The 22,594-nt window shown below is 28.8% G+C and carries 19 protein-coding genes; 14 read left to right on the top strand and 5 right to left on the bottom strand.

Annotated elements, in window-relative coordinates; all coding sequences use genetic code 11:
* The first annotated feature begins 423 nt into the window (after window positions 1-423).
* Complete coding sequence (locus tag ACJDT4_RS16925) at window positions 424-1,086, top strand: hypothetical protein (RefSeq protein WP_406788766.1); 663 nt, start codon at window positions 424-426, stop codon at window positions 1,084-1,086.
* An 88-nt stretch (window positions 1,087-1,174) separates the two neighbouring features.
* Here the strand turns inward: ACJDT4_RS16925 and ACJDT4_RS16920 are convergent, their stop codons facing one another.
* From ACJDT4_RS16920 to ACJDT4_RS16910, 3 genes are all read right to left on the bottom strand, one after another.
* Window positions 1,175-1,714 carry a hypothetical protein gene (locus ACJDT4_RS16920; protein WP_406788765.1) on the bottom strand — a complete coding sequence of 180 codons (540 nt, stop codon included), beginning with the start codon at window positions 1,712-1,714 and terminating at the stop codon, window positions 1,175-1,177.
* Window positions 1,715-2,186: 472 nt separating this feature from the next.
* The gene (locus ACJDT4_RS16915) at window positions 2,187-2,726 is read right to left on the bottom strand and encodes a hypothetical protein (protein WP_406788764.1); all 540 of its coding nucleotides are present in this window, start codon (window positions 2,724-2,726) and stop codon (window positions 2,187-2,189) included.
* A 546-nt stretch (window positions 2,727-3,272) separates the two neighbouring features.
* Window positions 3,273-3,812: a hypothetical protein gene (locus tag ACJDT4_RS16910; protein WP_406788764.1), complete on the bottom strand. Its 540-nt coding sequence runs from the start codon at window positions 3,810-3,812 to the stop codon at window positions 3,273-3,275.
* 1,187 nt (window positions 3,813-4,999) lie between these two features.
* On the opposite strand from ACJDT4_RS16910, the gene ACJDT4_RS16905 reads away from it, so the two are divergent.
* Window positions 5,000-6,382 (top strand): radical SAM/SPASM domain-containing protein, encoded by a 1,383-nt coding sequence (locus tag ACJDT4_RS16905; RefSeq protein WP_406788763.1) that lies wholly within the window; start codon window positions 5,000-5,002, stop codon window positions 6,380-6,382.
* A 650-nt stretch (window positions 6,383-7,032) separates the two neighbouring features.
* On the opposite strand, the gene ACJDT4_RS16900 is transcribed toward ACJDT4_RS16905, so the two are convergent.
* Window positions 7,033-8,454 (bottom strand): L,D-transpeptidase family protein, encoded by a 1,422-nt coding sequence (locus ACJDT4_RS16900; protein ID WP_406788762.1) that lies wholly within the window; start codon window positions 8,452-8,454, stop codon window positions 7,033-7,035.
* Between the two features lie 543 nt (window positions 8,455-8,997).
* Between ACJDT4_RS16900 and ACJDT4_RS16895 the strand changes: the two genes are divergently transcribed.
* The 10 genes from ACJDT4_RS16895 (at window position 8,998) to ACJDT4_RS16850 (ending at window position 19,117) form a co-directional block, all read left to right on the top strand.
* A complete protein-coding gene (locus ACJDT4_RS16895; RefSeq protein WP_406788761.1) occupies window positions 8,998-9,372 on the top strand; it encodes a hypothetical protein in 375 nt (124 codons plus the stop codon).
* A gap of 187 nt (window positions 9,373-9,559) precedes the next feature.
* Window positions 9,560-11,323 (top strand): methyl-accepting chemotaxis protein, encoded by a 1,764-nt coding sequence (locus ACJDT4_RS16890; protein WP_406788760.1) that lies wholly within the window; start codon window positions 9,560-9,562, stop codon window positions 11,321-11,323.
* 90 nt (window positions 11,324-11,413) lie between these two features.
* A complete protein-coding gene (gene trpS, locus ACJDT4_RS16885) occupies window positions 11,414-12,430 on the top strand; it encodes a tryptophan--tRNA ligase (RefSeq protein WP_406788759.1) in 1,017 nt (338 codons plus the stop codon).
* Between the two features lie 188 nt (window positions 12,431-12,618).
* Window positions 12,619-13,419, top strand: coding sequence for an ABC transporter substrate-binding protein (locus ACJDT4_RS16880; RefSeq protein WP_406788758.1), 801 nt, complete (start codon window positions 12,619-12,621; stop codon window positions 13,417-13,419).
* A 152-nt stretch (window positions 13,420-13,571) separates the two neighbouring features.
* Entirely contained in the window at window positions 13,572-14,915 is a 1,344-nt protein-coding gene (locus ACJDT4_RS16875; protein WP_406788757.1) for a CCA tRNA nucleotidyltransferase, read from the top strand.
* 74 nt (window positions 14,916-14,989) lie between these two features.
* Window positions 14,990-15,784, top strand: a complete 795-nt coding sequence (locus ACJDT4_RS16870) for a hypothetical protein (RefSeq protein ID WP_406788756.1) — start codon at window positions 14,990-14,992, stop codon at window positions 15,782-15,784.
* A gap of 152 nt (window positions 15,785-15,936) precedes the next feature.
* Complete coding sequence (locus ACJDT4_RS16865) at window positions 15,937-17,211, top strand: glycosyltransferase family 2 protein (protein WP_406788755.1); 1,275 nt, start codon at window positions 15,937-15,939, stop codon at window positions 17,209-17,211.
* Window positions 17,212-17,279: 68 nt separating this feature from the next.
* A complete protein-coding gene (locus tag ACJDT4_RS16860) occupies window positions 17,280-17,744 on the top strand; it encodes a DUF4358 domain-containing protein (protein ID WP_406788754.1) in 465 nt (154 codons plus the stop codon).
* Between the two features lie 194 nt (window positions 17,745-17,938).
* A complete protein-coding gene (locus ACJDT4_RS16855; RefSeq protein WP_406788753.1) occupies window positions 17,939-18,532 on the top strand; it encodes an ECF transporter S component in 594 nt (197 codons plus the stop codon).
* A gap of 75 nt (window positions 18,533-18,607) precedes the next feature.
* Window positions 18,608-19,117, top strand: coding sequence for a GNAT family N-acetyltransferase (locus tag ACJDT4_RS16850; RefSeq protein ID WP_406788752.1), 510 nt, complete (start codon window positions 18,608-18,610; stop codon window positions 19,115-19,117).
* A gap of 183 nt (window positions 19,118-19,300) precedes the next feature.
* Here ACJDT4_RS16850 and ACJDT4_RS16845 read toward each other — a convergent pair whose 3' ends face one another.
* Complete coding sequence (locus ACJDT4_RS16845; protein WP_406788751.1) at window positions 19,301-20,611, bottom strand: XRE family transcriptional regulator; 1,311 nt, start codon at window positions 20,609-20,611, stop codon at window positions 19,301-19,303.
* A 168-nt stretch (window positions 20,612-20,779) separates the two neighbouring features.
* Here ACJDT4_RS16845 and ACJDT4_RS16840 point away from each other — a divergent pair, with 168 nt between their 5' ends.
* Window positions 20,780-21,454, top strand: a complete 675-nt coding sequence (locus ACJDT4_RS16840) for a response regulator transcription factor (RefSeq protein WP_406788750.1) — start codon at window positions 20,780-20,782, stop codon at window positions 21,452-21,454.
* Window positions 21,451-22,491, top strand: a complete 1,041-nt coding sequence (locus ACJDT4_RS16835; protein WP_406788749.1) for a sensor histidine kinase — start codon at window positions 21,451-21,453, stop codon at window positions 22,489-22,491. The genes ACJDT4_RS16840 and ACJDT4_RS16835 overlap by 4 nt, the downstream gene beginning before the upstream one ends.
* Window positions 22,492-22,594 lie beyond the last annotated feature (103 nt).

The raw sequence follows: 22,594 nt of genomic DNA, 5'->3' as shown, positions 1-22,594 counted from the left end.
TAAGGCATAATGCTGGTAATGTGCCCTTATAGGGCTTAAGGAAAAACCACCAGCTAAGCTGGTGGATATTTATTTTTTCAGGATAATAAAATTTTCAAGGTTTTAAGTGATCTTAGAGCTGAAGAAATTTTTATATATATTAAAAATTGCATATGAATAAAACCTTTTGAGAGTAATTGAGAAAAAATATAAATCTCAATAGGCGTAATTTTTGTTGTCTTTTTTATAGAAGTAATGAAAGAGAAAGTATTTAAAACTTTCATACAAGTATGTATTGGGACAAGCATAAAAAGAGCTATTATTTTAAATATTAGCAGTTGCTCTGTAACTTAAATAGAGAGCCTGAAGCGTTCATGTTGTGAAATAGTGATTGCATAGGGAGTCTTGCGAAGACTATAAAGATTTCCCATTAAAAAAGGGTGCATGGGGTTAGTTCAGCCAACGCATATAAAATGGAACCGCCATACGATTGATGCTGCTGGTGATCCAATAACATTAATAAATTCACCTGCCATTAAAGCTGAATTAGAATTTTCAGTTGGAGGAACTGTAGGTGGTGGATCTAATTCAATAAAATTTAAAAATGGTAAATTTGAAGATGCGACAATGCAAACAGCACTTCAAACTATTTCAGCTGGATTAGGCTCAAATGGTGCTGTAGAATTAACAGCACTATTAGGTAAAATAAATGAAAATACAGAACTGTCAATTGAAACAGCTTATACAGGTAATTCTATAACGATAACAATTGAAACTGAAGAAAAGAAAGAAATAAACATTGCAGAAACTGTAACTATAACAGAGGATTTAAACATCGAATTATCATTAGATATAAGTGATACTGGTGCTTCAATAGTACAAGCTGCTAATAGTGCTGTTAATTCAATAGGTGAGGAATTGAATGAAAATCCTATGTTGGGGATCTTGATAATAATAGCAGTAATAGTAGTGATAATGGCTTTGGGTTGCACATCATTAGTTGAAACTGTTTTAGCCTCATCTATAGCTGGAGTAGCTGCTGGTGCAATATTTATAATAAATATATTATCTTTGTTAATATCAAAATTAAAAGGATCTACAGATTAACACTTAACTTTTGTATAAACAATATTACTAATGTTTTATTTATGAAAGTTAAAAATATACTTTAGAATTGAAAAAAATAAGTATCTTATTAATAGTTGAAATCGATAGGATACTTATTTTGTAATTTTAAATTAGTATTATTTATGATGCTATTTATAAAAAAATCTTTGCTCTCTAGCGATTTAAAGGAATCAATAGGAATTAAAATATTATCGTGCGTATTAGTTTTAATTAATAAAAATTTGTCTATTAGATGTAAACTTTTTATAGAATTCCATTTATAGTTTTTTTCAGATAAATTAGTAGTTAATTTTAAACCTTGTTCATAAATCATTAATGTAGTATGCTCAAAATAATTTGTATATTTTTCAAATGAAAGAATTTTATATAGTTTTTTTCTAAGAAGATATAATACGATTTTTTTTCTAAATAATAATAAAACAAGGCATGTAATGAAAGCAGTGATAGTATAATATGAGTGTTTAGAGATTATAAATACAAGAAATAGTATTAAAAGCGTAAAAATTGTATTATTAATAGTAGCTTTTTTATAGTTTTTAGTTTCAGTAACATGTTTCATATGAAAATTTACTAATTCTTCTTTTGAAATTATATAATTTATTTCCATATTAAAACTCCAATCTTATTCTTTGTATAAAGTAAAATAAAAAGTGTTCTTTTTATTAACAGTATACTATATTATATGTAAAATTTAAACATTTAATAAATTTAAAATATCAACACAAAACTTTAACAGAGCTATATGCAAGGTGATTGAAAAATTGTTGTAGACCTCCAATAGCACAAAAAATTCTGGAATGACGATTTTTAATGTAGGAAAATAGAAAGTTAAGATTGTTTTTACCACTTTTATGAAAGTTTTATTAAGAGTTGATTTTTTAAGAAAACTCATGAATTCTGTAGTTGATGAGATTTTAGTATGCTTATAATTGATTCGAATATCCAGTGCCTGAATATTATGGGACACCTATAATTTTTTAGTATCATTATATTTAGTGTTATTGCAACAGTTGTTTCTTTTGGAGTAGCATTACTTTATTTTGCAACTAAATAGCTAGAATTAAGTTACACATATCTTGTTATTTTTTAGTGTCAATAGGATATGTGTAACTTAATTTTAAATTAGTTTTTTTTATTAAATTATTTAAAAAAGATTCTTTATCTTCATAGTTTTTAAATGTTCTAATAGGAATTAATAATTCATCATTTGCAGCAGTTATGATAAAAATATAGGTATCTACTAAACTGATTATTTTTATAGATTGCCATTTATAAGTTTTTTCAGATAAGCTAGTACTTGTTTGCAACCCAGATTCAGTTATAGTTAGTTTAGTAGGTTCAAAATAATCTTTATACTTAGCTGACAGAAAAATTTTATTCAATTTTTTTTTAAGTAAAAATCGGATTCTTTTTCTCTTAGATAATGCCAAAACGAACCATGCTAATAACACAATTATACAATAATATAAACGATTAAAAAGTATGTATGTTAAAATAGTTAAAACAAGCATTGAAATTATCTGCATAATAGCTGTATGCTTATAAGATTTAGTTTCGGTGAAATGCTTTAAATGAAAATTTACTAATTCTTCTTTTGAAATTGTATAATTTATTTCCATATTAAAACTCCAATCTTATTCTTTGTATAAAGTAAAATAAAAAGTGTTCTTTTTATTAACAGTATACTATATTATATGTAAAATTTAAACATTTAAAATGATTTTACTATGTGATTGTCTGATATATATCTTATAAAAATGATTAATCTAGTTCCTTGCAGTTTAATATAAATTTAAAATATCAACACAGAACTTTAACAGAGCTCTATATGCAAGGTGATTGGAAAATTGTTGTAGACCTCCAATAGCACAAAAAATTCTGGAATGACGATTTTTAATGTAGGAAAATAGAAAGTTAAGATTGTTTTTACCACTTTTATGAAAGTTTTATTAAGAGTTGATTTTTTAAGAAAACTCATGAATTCTGTAGTTGATGAGATTTTAGTATGCTTATAATTGATTCGAATATCCAGTGCCTGAATATTATGGGACACCTATAATTTTTTAGTATCATTATATTTAGTGTTATTGCAACAGTTGTTTCTTTTGGAGTAGCATTACTTTATTTTGCAACTAAATAGCTAGAATTAAGTTACACATATCTTATTATTTTTTAGTGTCAATAGGATATGTGTAACTTAATTTTAAATTAGTTTTTTTTATTAAATTATTTAAAAAAGATTCTTTATCTTCATAGTTTTTAAATGTTCTAATAGGAATTAATAATTCATCATTTGCAGCAGTTATGATAAAAATATAGGTATCTACTAAACTGATTATTTTTATAGATTGCCATTTATAAGTTTTTTCAGATAAGCTAGTACTTGTTTGTAATCCAGATTCAGTTATAGTTAGTTTAGTAGGTTCAAAATAATCTTTATACTTAGCTGACAGAAAAATTTTATTCAATTTTTTTTTAAGTAAAAATCGGATTCTTTTTCTCTTAGATAATGCCAAAACGAACCATGCTAATAACACAATTATACAATAATATAAACGATTAAAAAGTATGTATGTTAAAATAGTTAAAACAAGCATTGAAATTATCTGCATAATAGCTGTATGCTTATAAGATTTAGTTTCGGTGAAATGCTTTAAATGAAAATTTACTAATTCTTCTTTTGAAATTGTATAATTTATTTCCATATTAAAACTCCAATCTTATTTCCTTATATAAATTAAAATACAAGATATTTTTTATTAACAGTATACTATATTATATGTAAAATTTAAACATTTAATAAATTTAAAATATCAACATAAAACTTTAACAGAGCTATATTAAAGGTAACTTAAAAATTGTTGTCAACCGTGAGCGGTGTAAAAACCTGTAGAAATGATTATTATTCGGTTTATGGGTAAATAGAAAGCTTATATATACTATTTGTAATTTTAGGAGGTTTATCTTAGAATTTGATTTTTTTGGGGAGCTGATGTATTCTATAGTCGATGGGTTTTTGGAATACCTATAGGAAATTAAATTTCAAATTATATAATTGCAAAATCCAATTATCTATAATGTTGATAACTATTTTTTATAAATAAAAAGAAAGTAATTAAAACTAGATATGAAAAATACCTCTGTGAGAAAGCATGATTTATTAAAAATAGTAAATAGGCGTACCATCAGTATCAGCTAAAGAATCATCAAGGATTTTCGCATTAAGATTATTAATTGGAATAAATACTTTTTCAAAGTTGAAATTATCGTAATTATCAAATTAAGAATCATCTAAAAATATTTTAAATTATTAATAATAATTCTTACCGCACATAATAGCTTTAATCTGAGCCATATCGAGATTTAAATTTTCCATAAATAACGCTAAATTAACAATGACTCACCAATATAAATTATAGAACGAAGCTTAAATAAGCATCTTTTAATTTTATTCCGTATATTTTCCTGTGGATTTAACTGATGGCACCTTGAAAGTAAATGTACTAGTTTTAATCAACAAGTATACTTTTTTATAAGTTCCATAATGAATTTATGATTTATAGCATTATCTATTTTTTATAATAACTATCTGAAAATAATTTTGAAACAGAAGTATTAATATAAAAACTTTCTTTGAGAAATTTCAAAAAATAACAGGCCTTTGGTAATAAGGATTCTGAATTTCAGAAAATTTATTGTAAAAATTTAATTGTTTAAAATCAAACAAAACATAGTAATTTCATCCTTTGCGGTTATAAGTGGTTTTGCTACTTTTCATGTTGCCGCATTGGGTTGAAATATATAAATCAAATGCAAGAAAATGCAGTAACATACCCGACTGCAGCATTCTGCAACCGGATAATTATTAAGTTTTGTTAGGAGGAAATTGCTTATGGAAATGAAGGACAATTTAGAAAAGACAGCGAAACAGGTAATTGTAAGTAAAATTGTTGGATATCTTGATAAAGATCCAGAGAAAAATGTTGATAATATATTTAGTGCAATTCGTTTATTAACAAAGGATAAATCTGCCTTGGCTCAAATCGAACATGTTTATAAATATTATAAAAATGATAAATCAAAACATGATTTTATCCAGGATATTTTAAAAAATACTGATAATAAGTGTTTAAAAAAGTTTTTTACTAATTTTTTTGCTAATGCTAACTGGTATGCTGGACCTAAAAGACAGAAATATCTCAACGAGGAAAATACAAAAATTCCATTTGTTATGCTTATAAGCCCATCCATGAGATGTCCACTTCATTGTAAGGGATGTTATGCTTCAAGTTTCAGTAAAAAGGATGATATACCGCCAGAAGAAGTTGATAGAATAATAGGAGAGGCAAGAGATCTTGGAATTTATTATATTATAATTCTTGGTGGAGAACCTTTCTTCAATGATTATTTACTTGATTTATATGAAAAGTATGATGATGTGATGTTTACACCGTTTACTAGTGGACTTCTTTTGAATGATAAAATAGCAGATAGACTTAAAAAGTGCGGAAATGTTATACCTATGCTTTCAATTGAGGGCTTTGAAGAAGATACAGATGCCAGAAGAGGTAAGGGAACCTATAAGAAAGTGCTAAAAGCTATGGATTTGCTTCACGAAAGGGGAATTTTGTTTGGGGTATCTTCAGCGGTAACAAGAACTAATATAAATACAGTATTAAGTGATGAATTTACGGACATGCTTATTGAAAAAGGCTCAAAAATGAGTTGGTATTTCTTATTTATGCCTGTAAATGGTGAAGATAATGATTTTGATATGATGCTTACTGGAGAACAAAGGGATTTTCTAGGTAAAAGATCAAGAGAAATAAGAGCATCGAAACCATATTTTACAATTGATTTCTTTAATGATGCACCATATGTTGGAGGGTGCATTGCAGGGAAATATTATTTTCATGTTAATTCAAAGGAAGATGTTGAGCCATGTATATTTTCTCATTTTTCTACAGTTAATTTAAAAGGAAGACATCTTATTGACGCATTTAGGGATCCTTTCTTTAAAAAATTAAGATCAATTCAGCCGTATAATAAAAATATGTTAAGGCCTTGTATGATGATAGATAATACGGGAGTAATAATTAATGTATGCAGGGAGACAGGAGCTAAGCCTGATGATTATGGTGCAGAAAAAATGCTAAAGGATAAAGAGTTTCATGAAAAAATAACTAAAAGTGCAAACGAATTTATACCTTATGCCAAAAAAGCTTGGAAAGAAGTTTTTAATGAAAAAGGAAATGATAATTTTTCAAAAGGATAAAATTTTTAGACGAAGGTTGTTTACAGTAGCTATAGACAAGCTATTTGTTTGTAGTTGAGCTGGTTTTACTATATACAAAATATCAACACAAAACTTTAACAGAGCTATATTAAAGACAACTAAAAAATTGTCGTCGACCTTGAGTAGTGTAAAAAACCTCGGGTGGTCGACGATTTTTTAGTTTATAGGAAAACCTCAGGACGAGGATGATTTTCTTCCGCTTTGCTAAGGAAAATCTAAAACTTATAAATGACGCTATTTTGATATAAGGATTTATATATAATGGACTGTACAAGTTTACATCTAAAATTCCGTAGATACGGAGGAATTTTTCCTTGTACTACCGTGGGAGCAAGTAACAATGCTGAAGGAACGATTAAAAAAAAGTCCTAATAAATCTTGGCTCAAAAATTGTAAAATACTTAGATATTTCAATTGTCTGAGCATTCTCTCAGCGAGTAAACATACACAAGGTTTGGGCTAATATATAGATGGCTAATATAAGTTAAAGAAGGATAATGGGATTACATCCCAAACCCCGTATATGATCGTTATCCTTCTATACCTCAAGTAAGCACTCGCTTAGAATCACCACTTAGATTTATAGGACTTTTTTAACGCGACGAAGCATTGTTGCTTTGCGGTTGCTTCTAATATAGAACAACCGGAGTACCTGCAGCTATAGTATTAAATATAGTTTGTGCTAAATCAGGTGGACAATTTACACATCCGTGAGAACCTTGAGTGAGGTATATATCTCCACCAAACTGCCCATGTCTCCAAGGTGCATCATGTAGGCCTATTCCTCCATTAAATGGCATCCAATAGTCAACAGGAGAACTATAACCCTGACCCTTTAAAGTAGCATTTCTTTCTTTGTACTTTACCCAATAAACACCTGCTGGAGTGGAATCATTTAAGCTTACGTTACCTGTAACAACATCTCCTTGAGTTACTAATGAACCATTTTTATAAAACCATAGATGCTGCTTTGATAAATTTACTTCTACATAAGTATTTCCAATATCATTAGCATCGTGAGAGGCAGCTGTTTGCTTGTATGCAGGCTGTTTTGTTGTAGTCTGTCCTTTTTTTATGCTTGAATTTAAACTTTCCATTTCTTTACTTGTGTTAACAAGCCAGCCATAATCGCCACCACTAACATTTATTGTATCACCTGATGAGGAAGTGAAACTTCTCGTTTTGCCAGTTGTTTCATATTTGCTGAAAACCTTATTTAAATAATCTTTTTCCTTTTTTTCATCAATTGTAACATCAAGATTACTGTTGACATTAATCCATTTATTTATTGCAGAACCATCTATGCTTTCTTTTTGATTACCAAATGTATAGGTAATCTTTGAAGAGACATATTTATTAAGAAGCTCTTTAGTTTTTCTAACTTTTGGAGAGCTTGAAGTATATTTAGGGGTAATATAACAATTACTTTTTTCTAAATCTATTGTAGACTCTTGATTTAGTATCGCTTTTTTTGCAGCAGCATATAAAGCATCTTTGTTGACTTTATTTCCTAGTATTTCCTTTATAACTACATAGCCTTTAGAGGTATATTTAAAACTAGGGTTTTGGGGTTCAGTTATGTCGTTTCCATTGACACAAGAAAGCGCATCTATCTTTTCTTTTAACAAGTTGGAATCATATGAAATTCCATCAGCCATTTCGGAATTTTTTTTGCTAAATATTCCCGTAATCCACATATAAGGGCTTTGTTCATTTTTAAGTTTTTGATAATCATTATTTGAAGCATATTTTTCATTAATATCTTGGGCTTTTATAGTTTCGGTTTTACCATTCCTTTCTTTTATGTTAAGAGTATAGTTCTGGAGTACAGATGCTAGTTTTGTTTTTGTTTCATCTACAGTCTTCCCTGAAACGCTAACTCCATTAATTTTAGAACCAAAATAAAAATGATTTGCAAAATACAGTGATACTGCAATGTATACAGCGATTAATACGCAAAAAGAAATTATAATACCTTTAGTGATGTTATTTTGTTTGTGCTTACTTGGTTCGTGTTTACTTGATTTGACTTTACTTTTCTTCATTTCCATTTCTTTAATATTCACCTTATTTCATAGCAATAATAATTTTAAGCTTGTATTTATTTTTATTTAATAAATTAGTATATATTATTTTATTTATTTCCAACTAATATTATAACATTTTTTGTGTCAAAGTTTCCTAGTAGAAGGTAATAAAATTGTAAATTTAGAAGATAGAATAAATAATATACATTATATTTATAAGTAATTGAAAAATTAACCGCAAAAGAGGAATACAAAATCCTAAAAGCATATTTAAAAGTTAAAACGTTTTGAGTAAATAAATAGATAAAAAAGCATGTAATAATCTACAAATTTTAAATACGTTTAGTTATAAATTTGAAAGATTCATATAAAAGATTTAAAAAAATTATTTATTTAATAAGCAAAAAGTGATATTATAATTATAATATATACTATATATAAAAATAAAGTAATTAGAATTTAAAAATTAATTTGAATTAAACACTATTTTCTAAGCATGATAGTACATACATATATGACATGTAGTTGGGCTAGTTTCACTATATATAAATAAGGAGTTAGTTTGATATGAAAAAACTTGTTTTAATGAAAAATTTTACTATAATAATAGGTTTGTTATCACTTGCTTTTACAATCATAAACCATTTAGGATTTTTAAGCTTGGCTATAAATGCTGGATTTATGTTTGAAGTGTTCTATGGAAATCATCTCAATAAAACTTATAAAAATAAAGATGCAAATTTATCAAAATACTATGAAAGATTATACATTAAAGTACTAGGAATGCTTGATTTTTGTATGATAGCAGAATTTGTTTGGAATGTAATGTCGCCTTATTATAATATGGCAGCATATAAGGTTATTGTTTCTGTGTTATTCTTGATTTTATTTGCAGATTTATACAGAGATAAAAGAAGCTTATACAGTGGAATAGAGAAATAGACAGGCTATAAGAGCGTTTTAATATATGAATGAGGAAGTACGGGATTAATATCCGGTACTTTTTTTGTGCAATTTAATTTGCTTCAATTTTGCCACAAAGTTAATGGGATTTAGCTTCAGCTAGTATGATATATTCATTACATATAATAAATATATAATTTTGAAAACAAAAGAGGGAGTGGTGTGTATGACATTTTTTAGGAATCTAAGGCTTACAAAGAAAATTGGGCTGCTTTCATTGAGCTTTCTCATATTTTTGCTGGTAATTGGAGGAACTTCAGTAATGCAGGTGTACAAAGTCAATTCTCAAATTAAAGAGCTAAATAACTCAAGAATGAATCCAATAATAAGCCTGGAAGATATAAAGTCGGATATTGAATACATAAGAACAAAGGGAAGTTTATTAATGGATACAGAGGATACTACGACATCAACGGCAACTATAAAGAGTGATATAGAGGCTCGTGTAAAAGTTTTAAATAATAAAATATCTCAGTATAAAAACAACCCTGAATATAAAAATACTACTGAATTTAAGAATTTGCTAAGTGATTATAGCAAGTTTTTAACAGCTAAGGATACGTACATAAAAGCAGTAGAAGAAATGAAGACGCTTCAAAATCAAAATAAGGGGAACGGTACTACACCGCCTAAAGGAAATAAGGGTGACAGAAGCGATGTTCAAAATTTTGATAAGATAAAAAATACATTGGTTTCAGACTTCGATAAAATTGTAAATGAGCATGTTAAGGCTGCAAATGTAACTTATAAGGAAAGTCAAAAGCTTTTTACAAGGACTATTGTAGAAATAATAATAATACTAGTAATAAGTGTAGCTATAGGATTAGTTTTATCCGGTATCATAATAAGAGAAATTGTAATGCCTGTTAAAAAGGTTACTTTAAAATTAAAGGAGATATCCGAAAATGATGGTGATTTAACTCAGAGAATAGAGTATCATAGCAAGGATGAGATAGGTGAATTAAGCTGCAATTTTGATTTATTTATGGATAAACTTCATGCCATAATTACAGAGGTATCCTCCTCAGCTAAAACAATAACAGATTTAAGTGAAGATATGAGTAAGGTAACTTCAACAAGTACAAGATCACTAAATGATATTTCAACAACAGTATCACAAATTGTTTCTAGTACTTCGGATACAGCAGCGGCAGCGGAGGAAACTACAGCGGCGCTTACAGAAGCAGCAGAGTTTTCAGAATCAACTTCTAAAGCAACTAAAAATACCGCATTAAATAGTAAAGCGGCAAAACATTCAGCAGAAGAAGGAGCAGAAAAAATATCTCAGGTAGTATCCTCTATAACTGATATAGCAGCTGCTTCAAATGAAGTATCAACTATGATAGATGACCTTGATAAATCTTCTAAAAAAATAGGAGATATAGTAAAAATGATAACTTCAATATCGGAGCAGACAAATATGCTGGCTTTAAATGCTGCTATAGAGGCAGCTCGTGCGGGGGAAGCTGGTAAAGGCTTTAGCGTAGTGGCAGATGAAATTAGAAAATTGGCAGATGAAAGCAATAGTGCTGCGGCTCAAATAGCAGAGCTAATAAATGAAAATCAGCTAAAATCATCTAATGCTGTTAGTTTGGTAGAACAAGTTGATGAGAAGGTATCAAACGGTGTTTCAAAGGCATCTGAGGTAAAAGAAAGTATAAAGGGTATAATATTAAATATCCAAAGTATTGTAGATGAGATAGAACAGATAAACAGTGACAATGACAAGCAGGCGAAGAGTTCTAAGGAGATGGAGAAGGTTATTAGTGATGTAGCTGATGGAGCAAGTGAAATAGCCCATGGCACAGAAGATATAAATTTAAGTATACAAAACCAACTTTCAACTATGAATAAAGTAGAAAAGGCTACAGGAAAATTATCAGAGATGTCAAGGAATTTGAAGGCAATAACGGAAGGCTTCAAATTATAGTCTATCGCCTTGACTTTTTGGCAAAAGCTGAGGTATCCTATATTCAATAGATTTATGCAGATTTTAATTTATATTGAGGAGTAAATTAATATGGAAAAAAAGATAATATTAACAGGCGATAGACCAACTGGAAAGTTACATTTGGGACATTATGTTGGTTCCTTAAAAAATAGAGTTAAACTTCAAAATTCTGGACTTTATGAAAGCTACATAATGATAGCAGATCAGCAGGCACTCACAGACAATGCAAGAGATCCAGAAAAAATTAGAAATAGTCTTATTCAGGTTGCACTTGATTATTTAGCAGTTGGAATAGATCCAGTAAAATCAACTATACTTGTGCAGTCACAAATACCAGAACTAGCAGAGCTTACTGTGCATTATTTAAATATAGTAACTGTAGCTAGAATTGAACGTAACCCTACAGTTAAAGAAGAGATAAGACAAAAGGAATTTGGCAAAAGCATTCCAGCAGGTTTCTTCATTTATCCAGTAAGTCAAGCAGCTGATATTACTGCATTTAAGGCATCAGTTGTACCTGTCGGTGAAGATCAGCTTCCTATGATTGAACAAACAAGAGAAATTGTAAGAAGCTTTAATACTATTTACGGAAAAGAAGTTCTAGTAGAGCCAAATGTAATGCTTCCAGATTCAACTTGTGCAAGACTTCCGGGTACTGATGGAAAAGCTAAAATGAGTAAATCTATAGGAAACTGTATATACTTAAGTGATGAACCAGATGTAGTAAAAAAGAAAGTCATGAGTATGTTTACGGATCCTAATCATTTAAGGGTAGAAGATCCAGGTGAAGTTGAAAATAATCCTGTATTCATTTATTTAGATGCTTTTGGTGAAGATAAAGAAACCATAAATGAAATGAAGGAACACTACAAACGAGGCGGACTTGGAGATGTTAAAGTTAAAAAGTATTTAAATGAGGTTTTACAGGCACAATTAGAACCTATAAGAAATAGAAGAAAAGAATTTGAAAAGGATATTCCAGCAGTATATAAAATGCTAAAGGATGGAAGTGCTAAAGCTAGGGAAGTAGCTAGCAGCACCCTAAGAGAAGTTCGTGAAGCTATTGGAATAGAATATTTTGAATAGAAAAGGATGCTTTAATTAGCATCTTTTTTTATGGTATTGAATTATCTGAATTAATATGCTAAAATATTTATAAATATACATGAACGCAAAGGACAATATAGGTAGGTTGTCTTTTGATGGAAGCATCATATATAAATTTTTTATTTAAATATAGGCGTGTATATATTCTAAGTTAGGGGTGCAGTATAATGAAAAAGAAATTATCAATAATAATGGCTTTAATGCTTTGTATATCAATTTTTGCGGGGTGTTCTAGTACTAGCAGCAGTAAGGACAATTCTTTAGACAACGTTAAAAAGGAGGGAGTTCTAAAGGTAGGACTTTCAGATGATTATCCTCCTATGGAATTTAGAGACAAGGATAACAAAATAGCCGGCTTTGATATTGATGTTGCAAACGAAGTAGCTAAAAAAATGGGAGTTAAGCTTAAAATAGTTACAAATGCTTACGATGGTATATTTTTAGCACTTAATTCTAAAAAGTTTGATGTTGTACAATCAACTGTAAGTATAACTGAAGATAGAAAGAAAAAGATGCTTTTTTCAGAGCCTTATATAAATGGAGGCTGTGCTATATTTTTGAAAAGTGGTGACAATTCAATAAAAAGTGGAGATGATCTTAAAGGAAAGGTTGTAGGCTGTCAGGCGGGAACAACTTCACAGGATGCTTTAAGCAAGCTTTCAGGACTTAAGGATGTAAAGAAATATGAGGCTACAACAGATGCTTTCTTAGACCTTCAAAACGGCAGAATTGCAGCAGTAGTTGCTGACCCAATGGTTGGTGATTATTACATGGTTAAAAATCCTGGAAAATTTAAAAAGGTAGAAAAATATTTAGGTAAAGAGCCAATAGGAGCTGCTTTTAGAAAAAATGATAAGGCTTTAAAGGATGCTTATCAAAAGGCATACGATGAACTTAAAAAGGATGGAACCATAACCAGAATATCAAATAAATGGTTTGGATATGATGTAACAAAGGGTGATAATTAAATAGAATTTTTAAATGCGTAGAATGTCGATATTCTGCGCATTTTTGTGGCTATAAAAAGCTTTAAATAAGTTAAAAATAGTTGTAGAATGTAAGGTAAATCTAATTGTGGTAAAATTATAATTAATATATGTAGTAAGTAGGTGGTTTTTATATGATAAAAGTACCCGAGGAGCCTAGTTATATTATAAAGGTGCTTGAGAAGAATGGATTTAAAGCTTATGTTGTTGGTGGATGTGTAAGAGATAGTTTGCTTTTAAAGGAGCCAAATGATTGGGATATAGCAACCTCAGCAAAACCAGCGGATATGATAAAAATATTTGAGAGTAAAGGACATAAGGTGATTCCTACAGGACTTAAGCATGGAACTGTAACCTTGAGGCTTAAAGACAATGGATATGAAATTACAACCTTTAGAATAGATGGAGAATATTCTGATGGAAGGCATCCTGATAATGTTGAATTCACAGATGACCTAAAGGAGGATTTATCAAGAAGGGATTTTACTATAAACTCCATGGCTTACAATGAAAAAGCTGGACTCATGGATTATTTTAATGGGTATGAGGACTTAAATAATAAGATGGTAAAATGTGTAGGAGCTCCAAGCAAAAGATTTGATGAAGATGCACTTAGGATGCTTAGAGCAATTAGATTTTCAGCACAGTTAGGGTTTCAAATTGAAGAAAAAACAGCAGAAGCAATTAAGGCAAAATGTGACAGAATTAAGAATGTGTCTGTAGAGAGAATACAAATTGAAATAAATAAAATTTTGATGTCGGACAATCCAGATTATATAGCAAAATTATATGATTATAAGCTGCTGGATTATATAATCCCAGAATATTCAAGGTGTTTTAAATGTGAACAGAACAATCCAAACCATATTTATAATGTAGGAGTTCATATAGAAAATTCCTTAAAGCATGTAGAAAAAAATTTAGTACTTAGACTTACTATGCTTTTTCACGATATTGGAAAGCCTCCATGTAAAACTACCGATGAAAGAGGCATAGATCACTTCTATGGTCATCCAGAAAAGTCTTTTTTTATGACAGAAGACATAATGAAAAGATTAAAATATGATAATGCTTCAATAGAAAGGGTAAAAGTACTTGTAAGGTTTCATGATTATGAATTAAACAATGCAAAACAGGTTAGAAAGGTTTTGAGCAAAATAGGTGAGGAAAACTTTGCTTATTTACTCAAGGTAAAAGAAGCAGATATAAAAGCACAAAATCCAGAGTACTATGAAAAACGTCAGGAAAAAATCAATATTGCAAGAGAAATATTTAAAAAAATCATTGATGAAGGTAATTGTTTTAAATTAAAGGATCTAGCAGTAAACGGTCGCGATTTAATGAACATTGGAATAAAGGATGGAAGACTTATAGGCAAAATGCTTAATTATTTACTTGAAATAGTTATTGAGAATCCCCAAAGTAATGATAAAAGAAACTTACTAGAAGCTGCTAAAAATAAGTTAAATAATTTTTAGAATTTTAATTAATAGACGATAAATATAATAAATGTAAGGATTACTATTTTTACAGCATTTAGGGGGTTGTATTTATGAATGAGAAATATATGGAGATAATTAAAGAAAAAGATGTATATTTTATGGAAACTGTATTAGATAAAATTATAATTAACGATGGATACGAAGGTATTGAAATATTAGATAACAATCTAAAACTAATCAAAAAACTAAACATTTTTAAAGATATTATTATACAGTATTCTTACGTTAATGAAAAAAACAATGAGATGCTTTTATTTTGTCCAGGAAATGAATGTTTTGTACATATCAATCTTAATAATTATGAAGTTAAAACTATATTTATTGAAAATGGACTAAAAGACGTACTTTTTTCTGAAATTTATTTATGGGAGAATGATATTGTAATACTTGATTCATATAATATGGTTTTTTGTAAGGTTGATTTTTCTAGAAATCGTTTAGAAATCATTAAGGAGGAGGCGGTCATGGGATTATATCCAGCATTTTATAGATTTTGCAGTTACATTAGCTTTAAAAATGTAATTGATATTTTTCCTAAGGCTTATAAGGCAATTGTACAAGAAAATAATGATGAATTTTTTGTGTACAATTTAGATGGTAGTTATGAAAAAATAGATATTAAAAGTATGTATGGAATAACTGATTTTATATCTGATGGAAAAAATATAGGACTTGTCTATGGGGATTATATAAAAATAATTGGAAATAATAATGAAAAATTAGTAAACTGTGAGGATAAGGATGTGTTTATAAGGGCATCATATCTAAATAATGGAAATTTGGCTGTTTTAAGCAACAGTAAGCTAGAATCACTTCAAAATAAGGTTTTAATTTTCAAGATTTAATTAATATTAATGTAACAAATTTGTTAAATGTCTATTTGACGTTTAACAATAAGACATATATAATTATAATGTTAAGATTATACTTAGAGATATTAATATTTTACATAGTTTATGTTACTTGAAAACTTAAAATTTATTTAAGGAGGCTAATAATGAAAGAATTCCAAAACGTAGTGATCTTTCTTTCAAATACATTGACGAATTTTGCTTTGGTTTTTTCAGTATATTACGTGATTGTTTCATTGTTTGGACTATACAGAAAAAAGGGCCCAAATGTCATAAAACCTGAAAAAAGATTTGCATTAATAGTAGCCGCTCATAATGAAGAGGTGGTTATTAAAGATATATTGGTTAGTTTCAATAATCTGGATTATCCTAAGGAATTATATGATACATTTGTAATTGCAGATAATTGTACTGATAAAACAGCACAAATGGCAACAGAGGCTGGAGCGTTAGTTCATGAAAGATTTAATGATAAGAAAAAAGGAAAAGGTTATGCATTAGAGTGGATGTTTGATAAAATATTTCATATGGATAAGAAATACGATGCAGTTTGTATTTTTGATGCAGATAATCTTGTTTCTAAAAATTTCTTAAAAGAAATGAATAAAAAGCTTTGCGAAGGCTGTAAAGTAATTCAAGGCTACCTAGATAGTAAAAATCCCAAAGATACCTGGATCACAGGAAGCTATTCTATAACCTTCTGGGCAAACAACAGAATGGCTCAGCTTTCAAGAGATAACATGGGAATTTCTGCTCAGCTTGGAGGTACCGGTTGCTGTATAGATACTGAAATACTTAAGAAGCTAGGATGGGGAGCAACTTGTTTAACAGAGGATGTAGAGTTTACTTGTAAATTAGTATCTAATGGCTACAAAGTTGATTTTGCTTATGACGCAATTGTTTACGATGAGAAGCCTCTTACTTTGATGCAATCTTGGAGGCAAAGAAAGAGATGGATGCAGGGGTTTGTAGATGTAAGTAGTAGGTATTTCTTTAAGCTTATAAAGCAAGGTATTAAGAAGAGAAGTCTTACAGCAATAGATTGTGCTATTTATACTATTCAACCTATTTTGTTTATTATTTTTGGTGTAACTACAGTTGTAAGTGTAATTAAGCTCATTATAGAATCTTACAATTATGTATACCATTATAATAAGGCATTGATTACTGGAAACTTTAATTTGTTTGCTATATTAATATCTTTAGTGGGTATAGCAATTTATCTTTACACACCTATTTTACTAATTGTTGAAAAAAAATTTGATTTTAAAGTGCTAGTATATTACATAATAATGCCAATCTATATAATAACCTGGTTACCTATTTGTATACAGGCAATTTTAGATAGAGATAATAAGGAATGGGATCATACAATACATAGCAGAAGTGTTAACATTAGTGATTTAGAAAAAACTCATTAAAATTTTAAGTAACGAGTGGTATGCTGTTTGGTTGACTAAGTAATATATGAAATGGTTGGGATGTTTAATTGAGAAGGATTTTTAGGTTACTCAGCATTATATTTGTAATAATTTTTGTGACTACAGGTTGCATAGATCAAGGTAGTGTATCGGTTAAAAACCTAGATCAGCAAATTGAAACTAGTTGTGATATGTCCAATTTGAAAAAAGGGGATAGTAAAGAGCTTGAAAAGTTATATAAAATAAATAAAGTTGAACTGCAGGATTTTGTTTTGTATACATCAAAGTCTAAGAATAATGCAGAAGAAATTTTAGTCCTTAAAGTTAAATATTTAAGCAGTATAGGAGAACTTAGATACAAGATAGAAAAAAGGTTAAATGAACAAGCTGATAAGTTTAAGAAAAGCTCGCCTAAGGAGTACAAATTAATTAAAAATGACTTACTCCAGGATAGACAAAATTTTATAATTTTTGTCATTTCAAAGGATAAATCAAATATAGAAAAAAAGTTTAATGAAGTAGTTCAGCAATAATATTAGATAAAAAGATAGAGCTTTATATAGGTTCTATCTTTTTTTTTATTTTATATTAAAAAAGCTTAAATAATATGATATAATAATTTTGAATTTCTTTGGAAACAGTATTCTTCGGAAACTGTAGCCTAAATAAAAATTAATTTATATTATTCGACTTATATCCTTAAGTGGAATAAGAACGGAGGGAAAAATTGAATAAAACTGTATTGACCAAGGGAAGATTTGAGACAAGGCAACTTACTATCGTTGGGCTGTTATCTGCAATTTCTGTAACTTTGGGACTAACTGGTTATGGATTTATACCATTTCCAATTGCTCATGCAACTATTATGCATATTCCGGTAATTATAGGTGCAATTATAGAGGGGCCAATTGTTGGAATCTTAGTAGGACTTATGTTTGGAATATTTAGCATGATCCAAAATATGATGACTCCTAGTGTACTTTCTTTTGCGTTTATGAATCCACTAGTTGCAATTCTGCCAAGAATTCTTATAGGGATTACTTCTTACTATACTTATGTACTGCTTAAAAAGTGTAATGAGCCACTTAGAATTGGCATAACTGCTGTTGTTGGAACACTTACAAATACTGTTGGAGTTCTTTCAATGATTTATTTTTTATATGCTCAGCAGTATGCGAGAACTGTAAAAATAAGTGTAAGCGGTGCTGCAAAAGCTATATTTGGTGTTGCAGGGCTTAATGGTTCTATAGAATCTGCTGTTGCGGTTGTTATAGTAGTACCAGTTATAATTGCAATAAAAAAGATAAGGAATCGTAGTTAAGATTATATATATATTGCACAGACTAGATGAGGTCTGTGCAATTTTTTAAAATAAAGTTTTAGGGGGCTATAAAAAATGATACGTAAGGCAACAGAAAATGATTTGGCGGCTATTTTAGAGATTTACAATGATGCAATACTTAATACTACAGCAATATATGCATATAAACCTCATGATATTGAAGAAAGAAGGCAGTGGTATCACGAGAGAATGGAAAATAATCAGCCTGTATTGGTATTTGAGGAGAATAATAAGGTTGTTGGCTTTGCCACCTTTGAGCAATTTAGAGCTTATCCTGCATTTAAGTATTCTTTAGAACATTCTGTATATGTACATAAGGCTTATAGAAAAAAGGGAATTGGAAAAAAGTTAATGGAAGAGCTAATCAAGGAGGCTAATGAGCTTGGCTATGCAATTATGGTAGGGGCAATTGATTCCGAAAATGTGGGGAGCATAGAATTACATAAAAAGCTTGGCTTTGAGTATGCTGGAACAATAGAAAAATCGGGTTTTAAATTTGGAAAGTGGCTTGACCTTGTTTTTTATGAGTTGAAGTTGAGGGGACCAGAAAATCCTATTGAATAAAAAACTAGCTCAATTAAAATTAGTTTTAATTGAGCTAGTTTTAATTAAAACTAATCCCAAGGGTGATATATACTTTGAAGGGATATGACTATATTCATAATTGTTAATGAAAAAAGAAATAAAGAGTAGTGTTCTGATAATTTTTTAAATAATTTTTTTAATTTCATAACAATCGCTTCCTTTCTAATTATAATTTGTCGCTAATTTACATAGTCTGTTTATTTTAGCATTCATATTATGTGTACTATAAAAATTAATTAATTTATACATAATATTATTATTTAAGTATGTCTCAAAGTTGGAAAGGATAAAGGTCTCTATTTCTAGTTCATCTATTTTTTCTACATTATCTAAGGCTGTACATATATCAATTAAATTACAGATTGCTCTTTTAGCTTCAATAAAAAGTTTTTCTTCTTTGCTAAACTTTAGAGCTTTTGAATAATATATTTCAGCATTTTTTAAATCATTTAGATTTTTAAATATGTCTCCAAGTTCACAACATACCTCAGGACAATATTCGCTATTAGAATTAAGATAATCCTGTAAATTATCAAGTGTGATCCTTAAATATTTATTTGTATTTTCAGAATCATTTAATCCAATATAACATTCTATTAGATTGGTTATTGTCATCATAAATTCATCCATATTAGTTTTTTCTTCTACTAACTTGAAAATCTTTAAGAATATCTCAAGAGCTCTTTTATATTCTTTTAAATCTAAAAAGCAAGTCCCTTTATTATTCCAAATTTCTATGAGTTTATCTAAGTTACTTTTATCAATATAATTTTCTGAAGCTTCTAAATTTTTTATAGCTTTGTTATATTGTTTTAGTTTTTTAAATGAGATTGAACTATTATATAGAAATAAAGCTTTGTAATAGTTCGGCATGTTTGGAAAGTGATCCAGTGCAAATTCAGCACATTCAATGCTTTCATTATGTTTATTTGTATATGCATAAACTTTTGATAGTTTTTTTAAAAGTCCTAATAATTCTTCGGTGCAAATAAGCTTATCCATTAAATTAAATGCTTTTTCATAATACAAAGCGCCTTTGTAATAATCATTTATGCTGCTAAAATAATCTCCAGCAAGTTCGTATATCTGGATTTTTTTGTCTTTTATATCCCATTTAATTAAGAAGGACTCGACAATCTTTAATTTTTTAGAGAAGCTTCTATCCTTGTAGGGAAAAACACTTTTTAATTCATTTATGTAACTATTTAATATTTTATTAGCTTGATAAAGCTCGTCTTCCATTAAATAATCAACAGTTTCGGTAATATCAAACTTATATTTTTTTGAAAGTATATTTAAATTGTCAAATATTATTTCGGCAGTATTTCTAGTCAGACTGGCTTTGTTGGTTTCAATTTCACTTATTAAATTTCTAGTTATTTTTCCACCAGAAATTTCTTCTTGTTTTAATTTGTATTTTCTTCTCAATAATTTTATCTTGTCACCAGGTGACAGTATTTCAACACAGTCCATGTTAAAAACTCCTTTATTATCCAAAAATAATTACCTATTATATATGATATCATTTATACAATTAGGTGTAAATGTTTTTATAGATAAGTTTAAGTATTTTTTGCTATAATTTTTATAGAAATTGACATTTTAATTATTAATAAGTATTCTAAATTTAAGGTGATGCGAATGTATAAAATAATGGTTGTTGAGGATGATAACTCACTTTGTGGTCAAATTTGTGAAAGGCTTCATAAGTGGGAGTTTGAAGCAATAAGGATTGAGGATTTTAAAAATATAGTAAAAGAATATACAAGTATAAAGCCAAACTTGATAATAATGGATGTTACGCTTCCATATTTTGATGGATTTTACTGGTGCAATAAAATAAGAGAAATATCTAAGGTGCCAATAATATTTGCATCTTCAAAGAATTCTAATATGGATGTGATAATGGCTATAAATATGGGTGGAGATGATTATATAACAAAGCCTTTTGCTATGGATATTTTGATTGCTAAGATAAATGCACTTTTAAGAAGAACTTACTCATATGGAAGTGATTCCTGTGATGTTATTGAATGTAATGGAGCTGTGTTTAATTTAACTGAAAATACCTTTAGCTATGCGGATAATAAAATTGAACTTACGAGAAATGAATTTAGAATTCTACAAGTGCTTATAAAAAATAAAGGAAAGGTAGTTTCAAGACAGAGAATAATGAGAGCATTATGGGAAGACGATAATTTCATAAATGACAATACGCTCACAGTTAATATAAATAGATTGAGAAGCAGGATTTCTGATATGGGACTTAGCGATTTTATTGTGACAAAAAAGGGGCGGGGGTATATTATATCATGACATTAAAATTGTATTTGAAGGATATAAGGTTAACTTTACTTGCTTTTGTCTTGATAGTTGCAACTAGTAACCTTGTTTTAGTAACGAGCAATAATATAAATGAGACTTTAGGTGACATAGTATATATGGATATACTAATACTTTTTATAGCAATAGTTTTTTTGATTTTTGGATTTAAAAGGAGAAAGGATAAATATGGTGATCTAGTAGAGGCACTTAATCTTGGAAGTGATATCGACAATTTATTACCCAGGAAATACGATTTTTATAGTAATATTATGAGAAAATTAGTTGATTACAAAAATGATGAAATGTACGCCAAAACTAAGGAACTTAAGGAAAGTTTAGATGATGTAAATGACTATATAATAAAGTGGGTCCATGAAATAAAACTCCCAATGTCTGTATGTGAAATAATTTCGGACAAGCTAGAAGATGAGGATAATGTCGAATTTCTTTCTAAAGTCTCCGAAGATTTAAGGCTGGAAATTGAAAGAATGACATTCTTAGTAGAACAAGTATTGTATATCAGCAGAGCGTCAAGTTATTCTAATGATTTGCAAATAAATGAGGTTAATATCGAGAAAGTGGTGAGAGGAGTTATAAGGAAGAATACTTCTTTTTTTATAGCCAATAAAATCGATTTGCAGCTTTTAAATTTAAAGCTTAATGTAATGACTGATGAAAAGTGGATGTCATACGTAATGGAGCAGATTGTAAACAATGCTTGCAAGTATTCAAGAGAAGGCGGAGAAATAAAGATATGGGCAGAGGAAGATCATAATAAAGATGTTAAACTTCACATAAAAGATAATGGAACAGGGATAGCACCAAAGGACATAGAAAGAATATTTGATAAAGGTTTCACAGGGGATAATGGAAGAAAAGTTAAGAAGTCAACAGGAATAGGGTTATATATTTCTAAAAAGATGTTTAAAAGAATGGGACATGATATAAAGGTATATTCAAAAGAAGGAAAATACACTGAGTTTATTTTGATATTCTATAAACTTTCAGATTACTTTAATGTGACATAGATGTAACTTTAAATGAAAAAATGTAATCATAATTCGATGGAAGGCTCCTTTGATCTGGGTTAGTATAATTTTATAGATAGACAAGTTGAAATATTAAAATTAC

The organism is Clostridium neuense (assembly GCF_045310695.1).
Lineage (GTDB): Bacteria > Bacillota > Clostridia > Clostridiales > Clostridiaceae > Clostridium_S > Clostridium_S neuense.
This window is presented reverse-complemented; position numbering and strand designations above follow the sequence as displayed.

What these genes read in the sequence shown, in the direction of transcription:
- ACJDT4_RS16925 (WP_406788766.1), top strand. Translation starts at nt 424, where the DNA reads ATGGGGTTAGTTCAGCCAACGCATATAAAATGGAACCGCCATACGATT.
- ACJDT4_RS16920 (WP_406788765.1), bottom strand. Translation starts at nt 1,714, where the DNA reads ATGGAAATAAATTATATAATTTCAAAAGAAGAATTAGTAAATTTTCAT.
- ACJDT4_RS16915 (WP_406788764.1), bottom strand. Translation starts at nt 2,726, where the DNA reads ATGGAAATAAATTATACAATTTCAAAAGAAGAATTAGTAAATTTTCAT.
- ACJDT4_RS16910 (WP_406788764.1), bottom strand. Translation starts at nt 3,812, where the DNA reads ATGGAAATAAATTATACAATTTCAAAAGAAGAATTAGTAAATTTTCAT.
- ACJDT4_RS16905 (WP_406788763.1), top strand. Translation starts at nt 5,000, where the DNA reads ATGGAAATGAAGGACAATTTAGAAAAGACAGCGAAACAGGTAATTGTA.
- ACJDT4_RS16900 (WP_406788762.1), bottom strand. Translation starts at nt 8,454, where the DNA reads ATGGAAATGAAGAAAAGTAAAGTCAAATCAAGTAAACACGAACCAAGT.
- ACJDT4_RS16895 (WP_406788761.1), top strand. Translation starts at nt 8,998, where the DNA reads ATGAAAAAACTTGTTTTAATGAAAAATTTTACTATAATAATAGGTTTG.
- ACJDT4_RS16890 (WP_406788760.1), top strand. Translation starts at nt 9,560, where the DNA reads ATGACATTTTTTAGGAATCTAAGGCTTACAAAGAAAATTGGGCTGCTT.
- trpS (WP_406788759.1), top strand. Translation starts at nt 11,414, where the DNA reads ATGGAAAAAAAGATAATATTAACAGGCGATAGACCAACTGGAAAGTTA.
- ACJDT4_RS16880 (WP_406788758.1), top strand. Translation starts at nt 12,619, where the DNA reads ATGAAAAAGAAATTATCAATAATAATGGCTTTAATGCTTTGTATATCA.
- ACJDT4_RS16875 (WP_406788757.1), top strand. Translation starts at nt 13,572, where the DNA reads ATGATAAAAGTACCCGAGGAGCCTAGTTATATTATAAAGGTGCTTGAG.
- ACJDT4_RS16870 (WP_406788756.1), top strand. Translation starts at nt 14,990, where the DNA reads ATGAATGAGAAATATATGGAGATAATTAAAGAAAAAGATGTATATTTT.
- ACJDT4_RS16865 (WP_406788755.1), top strand. Translation starts at nt 15,937, where the DNA reads ATGAAAGAATTCCAAAACGTAGTGATCTTTCTTTCAAATACATTGACG.
- ACJDT4_RS16850 (WP_406788752.1), top strand. Translation starts at nt 18,608, where the DNA reads ATGATACGTAAGGCAACAGAAAATGATTTGGCGGCTATTTTAGAGATT.
- ACJDT4_RS16845 (WP_406788751.1), bottom strand. Translation starts at nt 20,611, where the DNA reads ATGGACTGTGTTGAAATACTGTCACCTGGTGACAAGATAAAATTATTG.
- ACJDT4_RS16840 (WP_406788750.1), top strand. Translation starts at nt 20,780, where the DNA reads ATGTATAAAATAATGGTTGTTGAGGATGATAACTCACTTTGTGGTCAA.
- ACJDT4_RS16835 (WP_406788749.1), top strand. Translation starts at nt 21,451, where the DNA reads ATGACATTAAAATTGTATTTGAAGGATATAAGGTTAACTTTACTTGCT.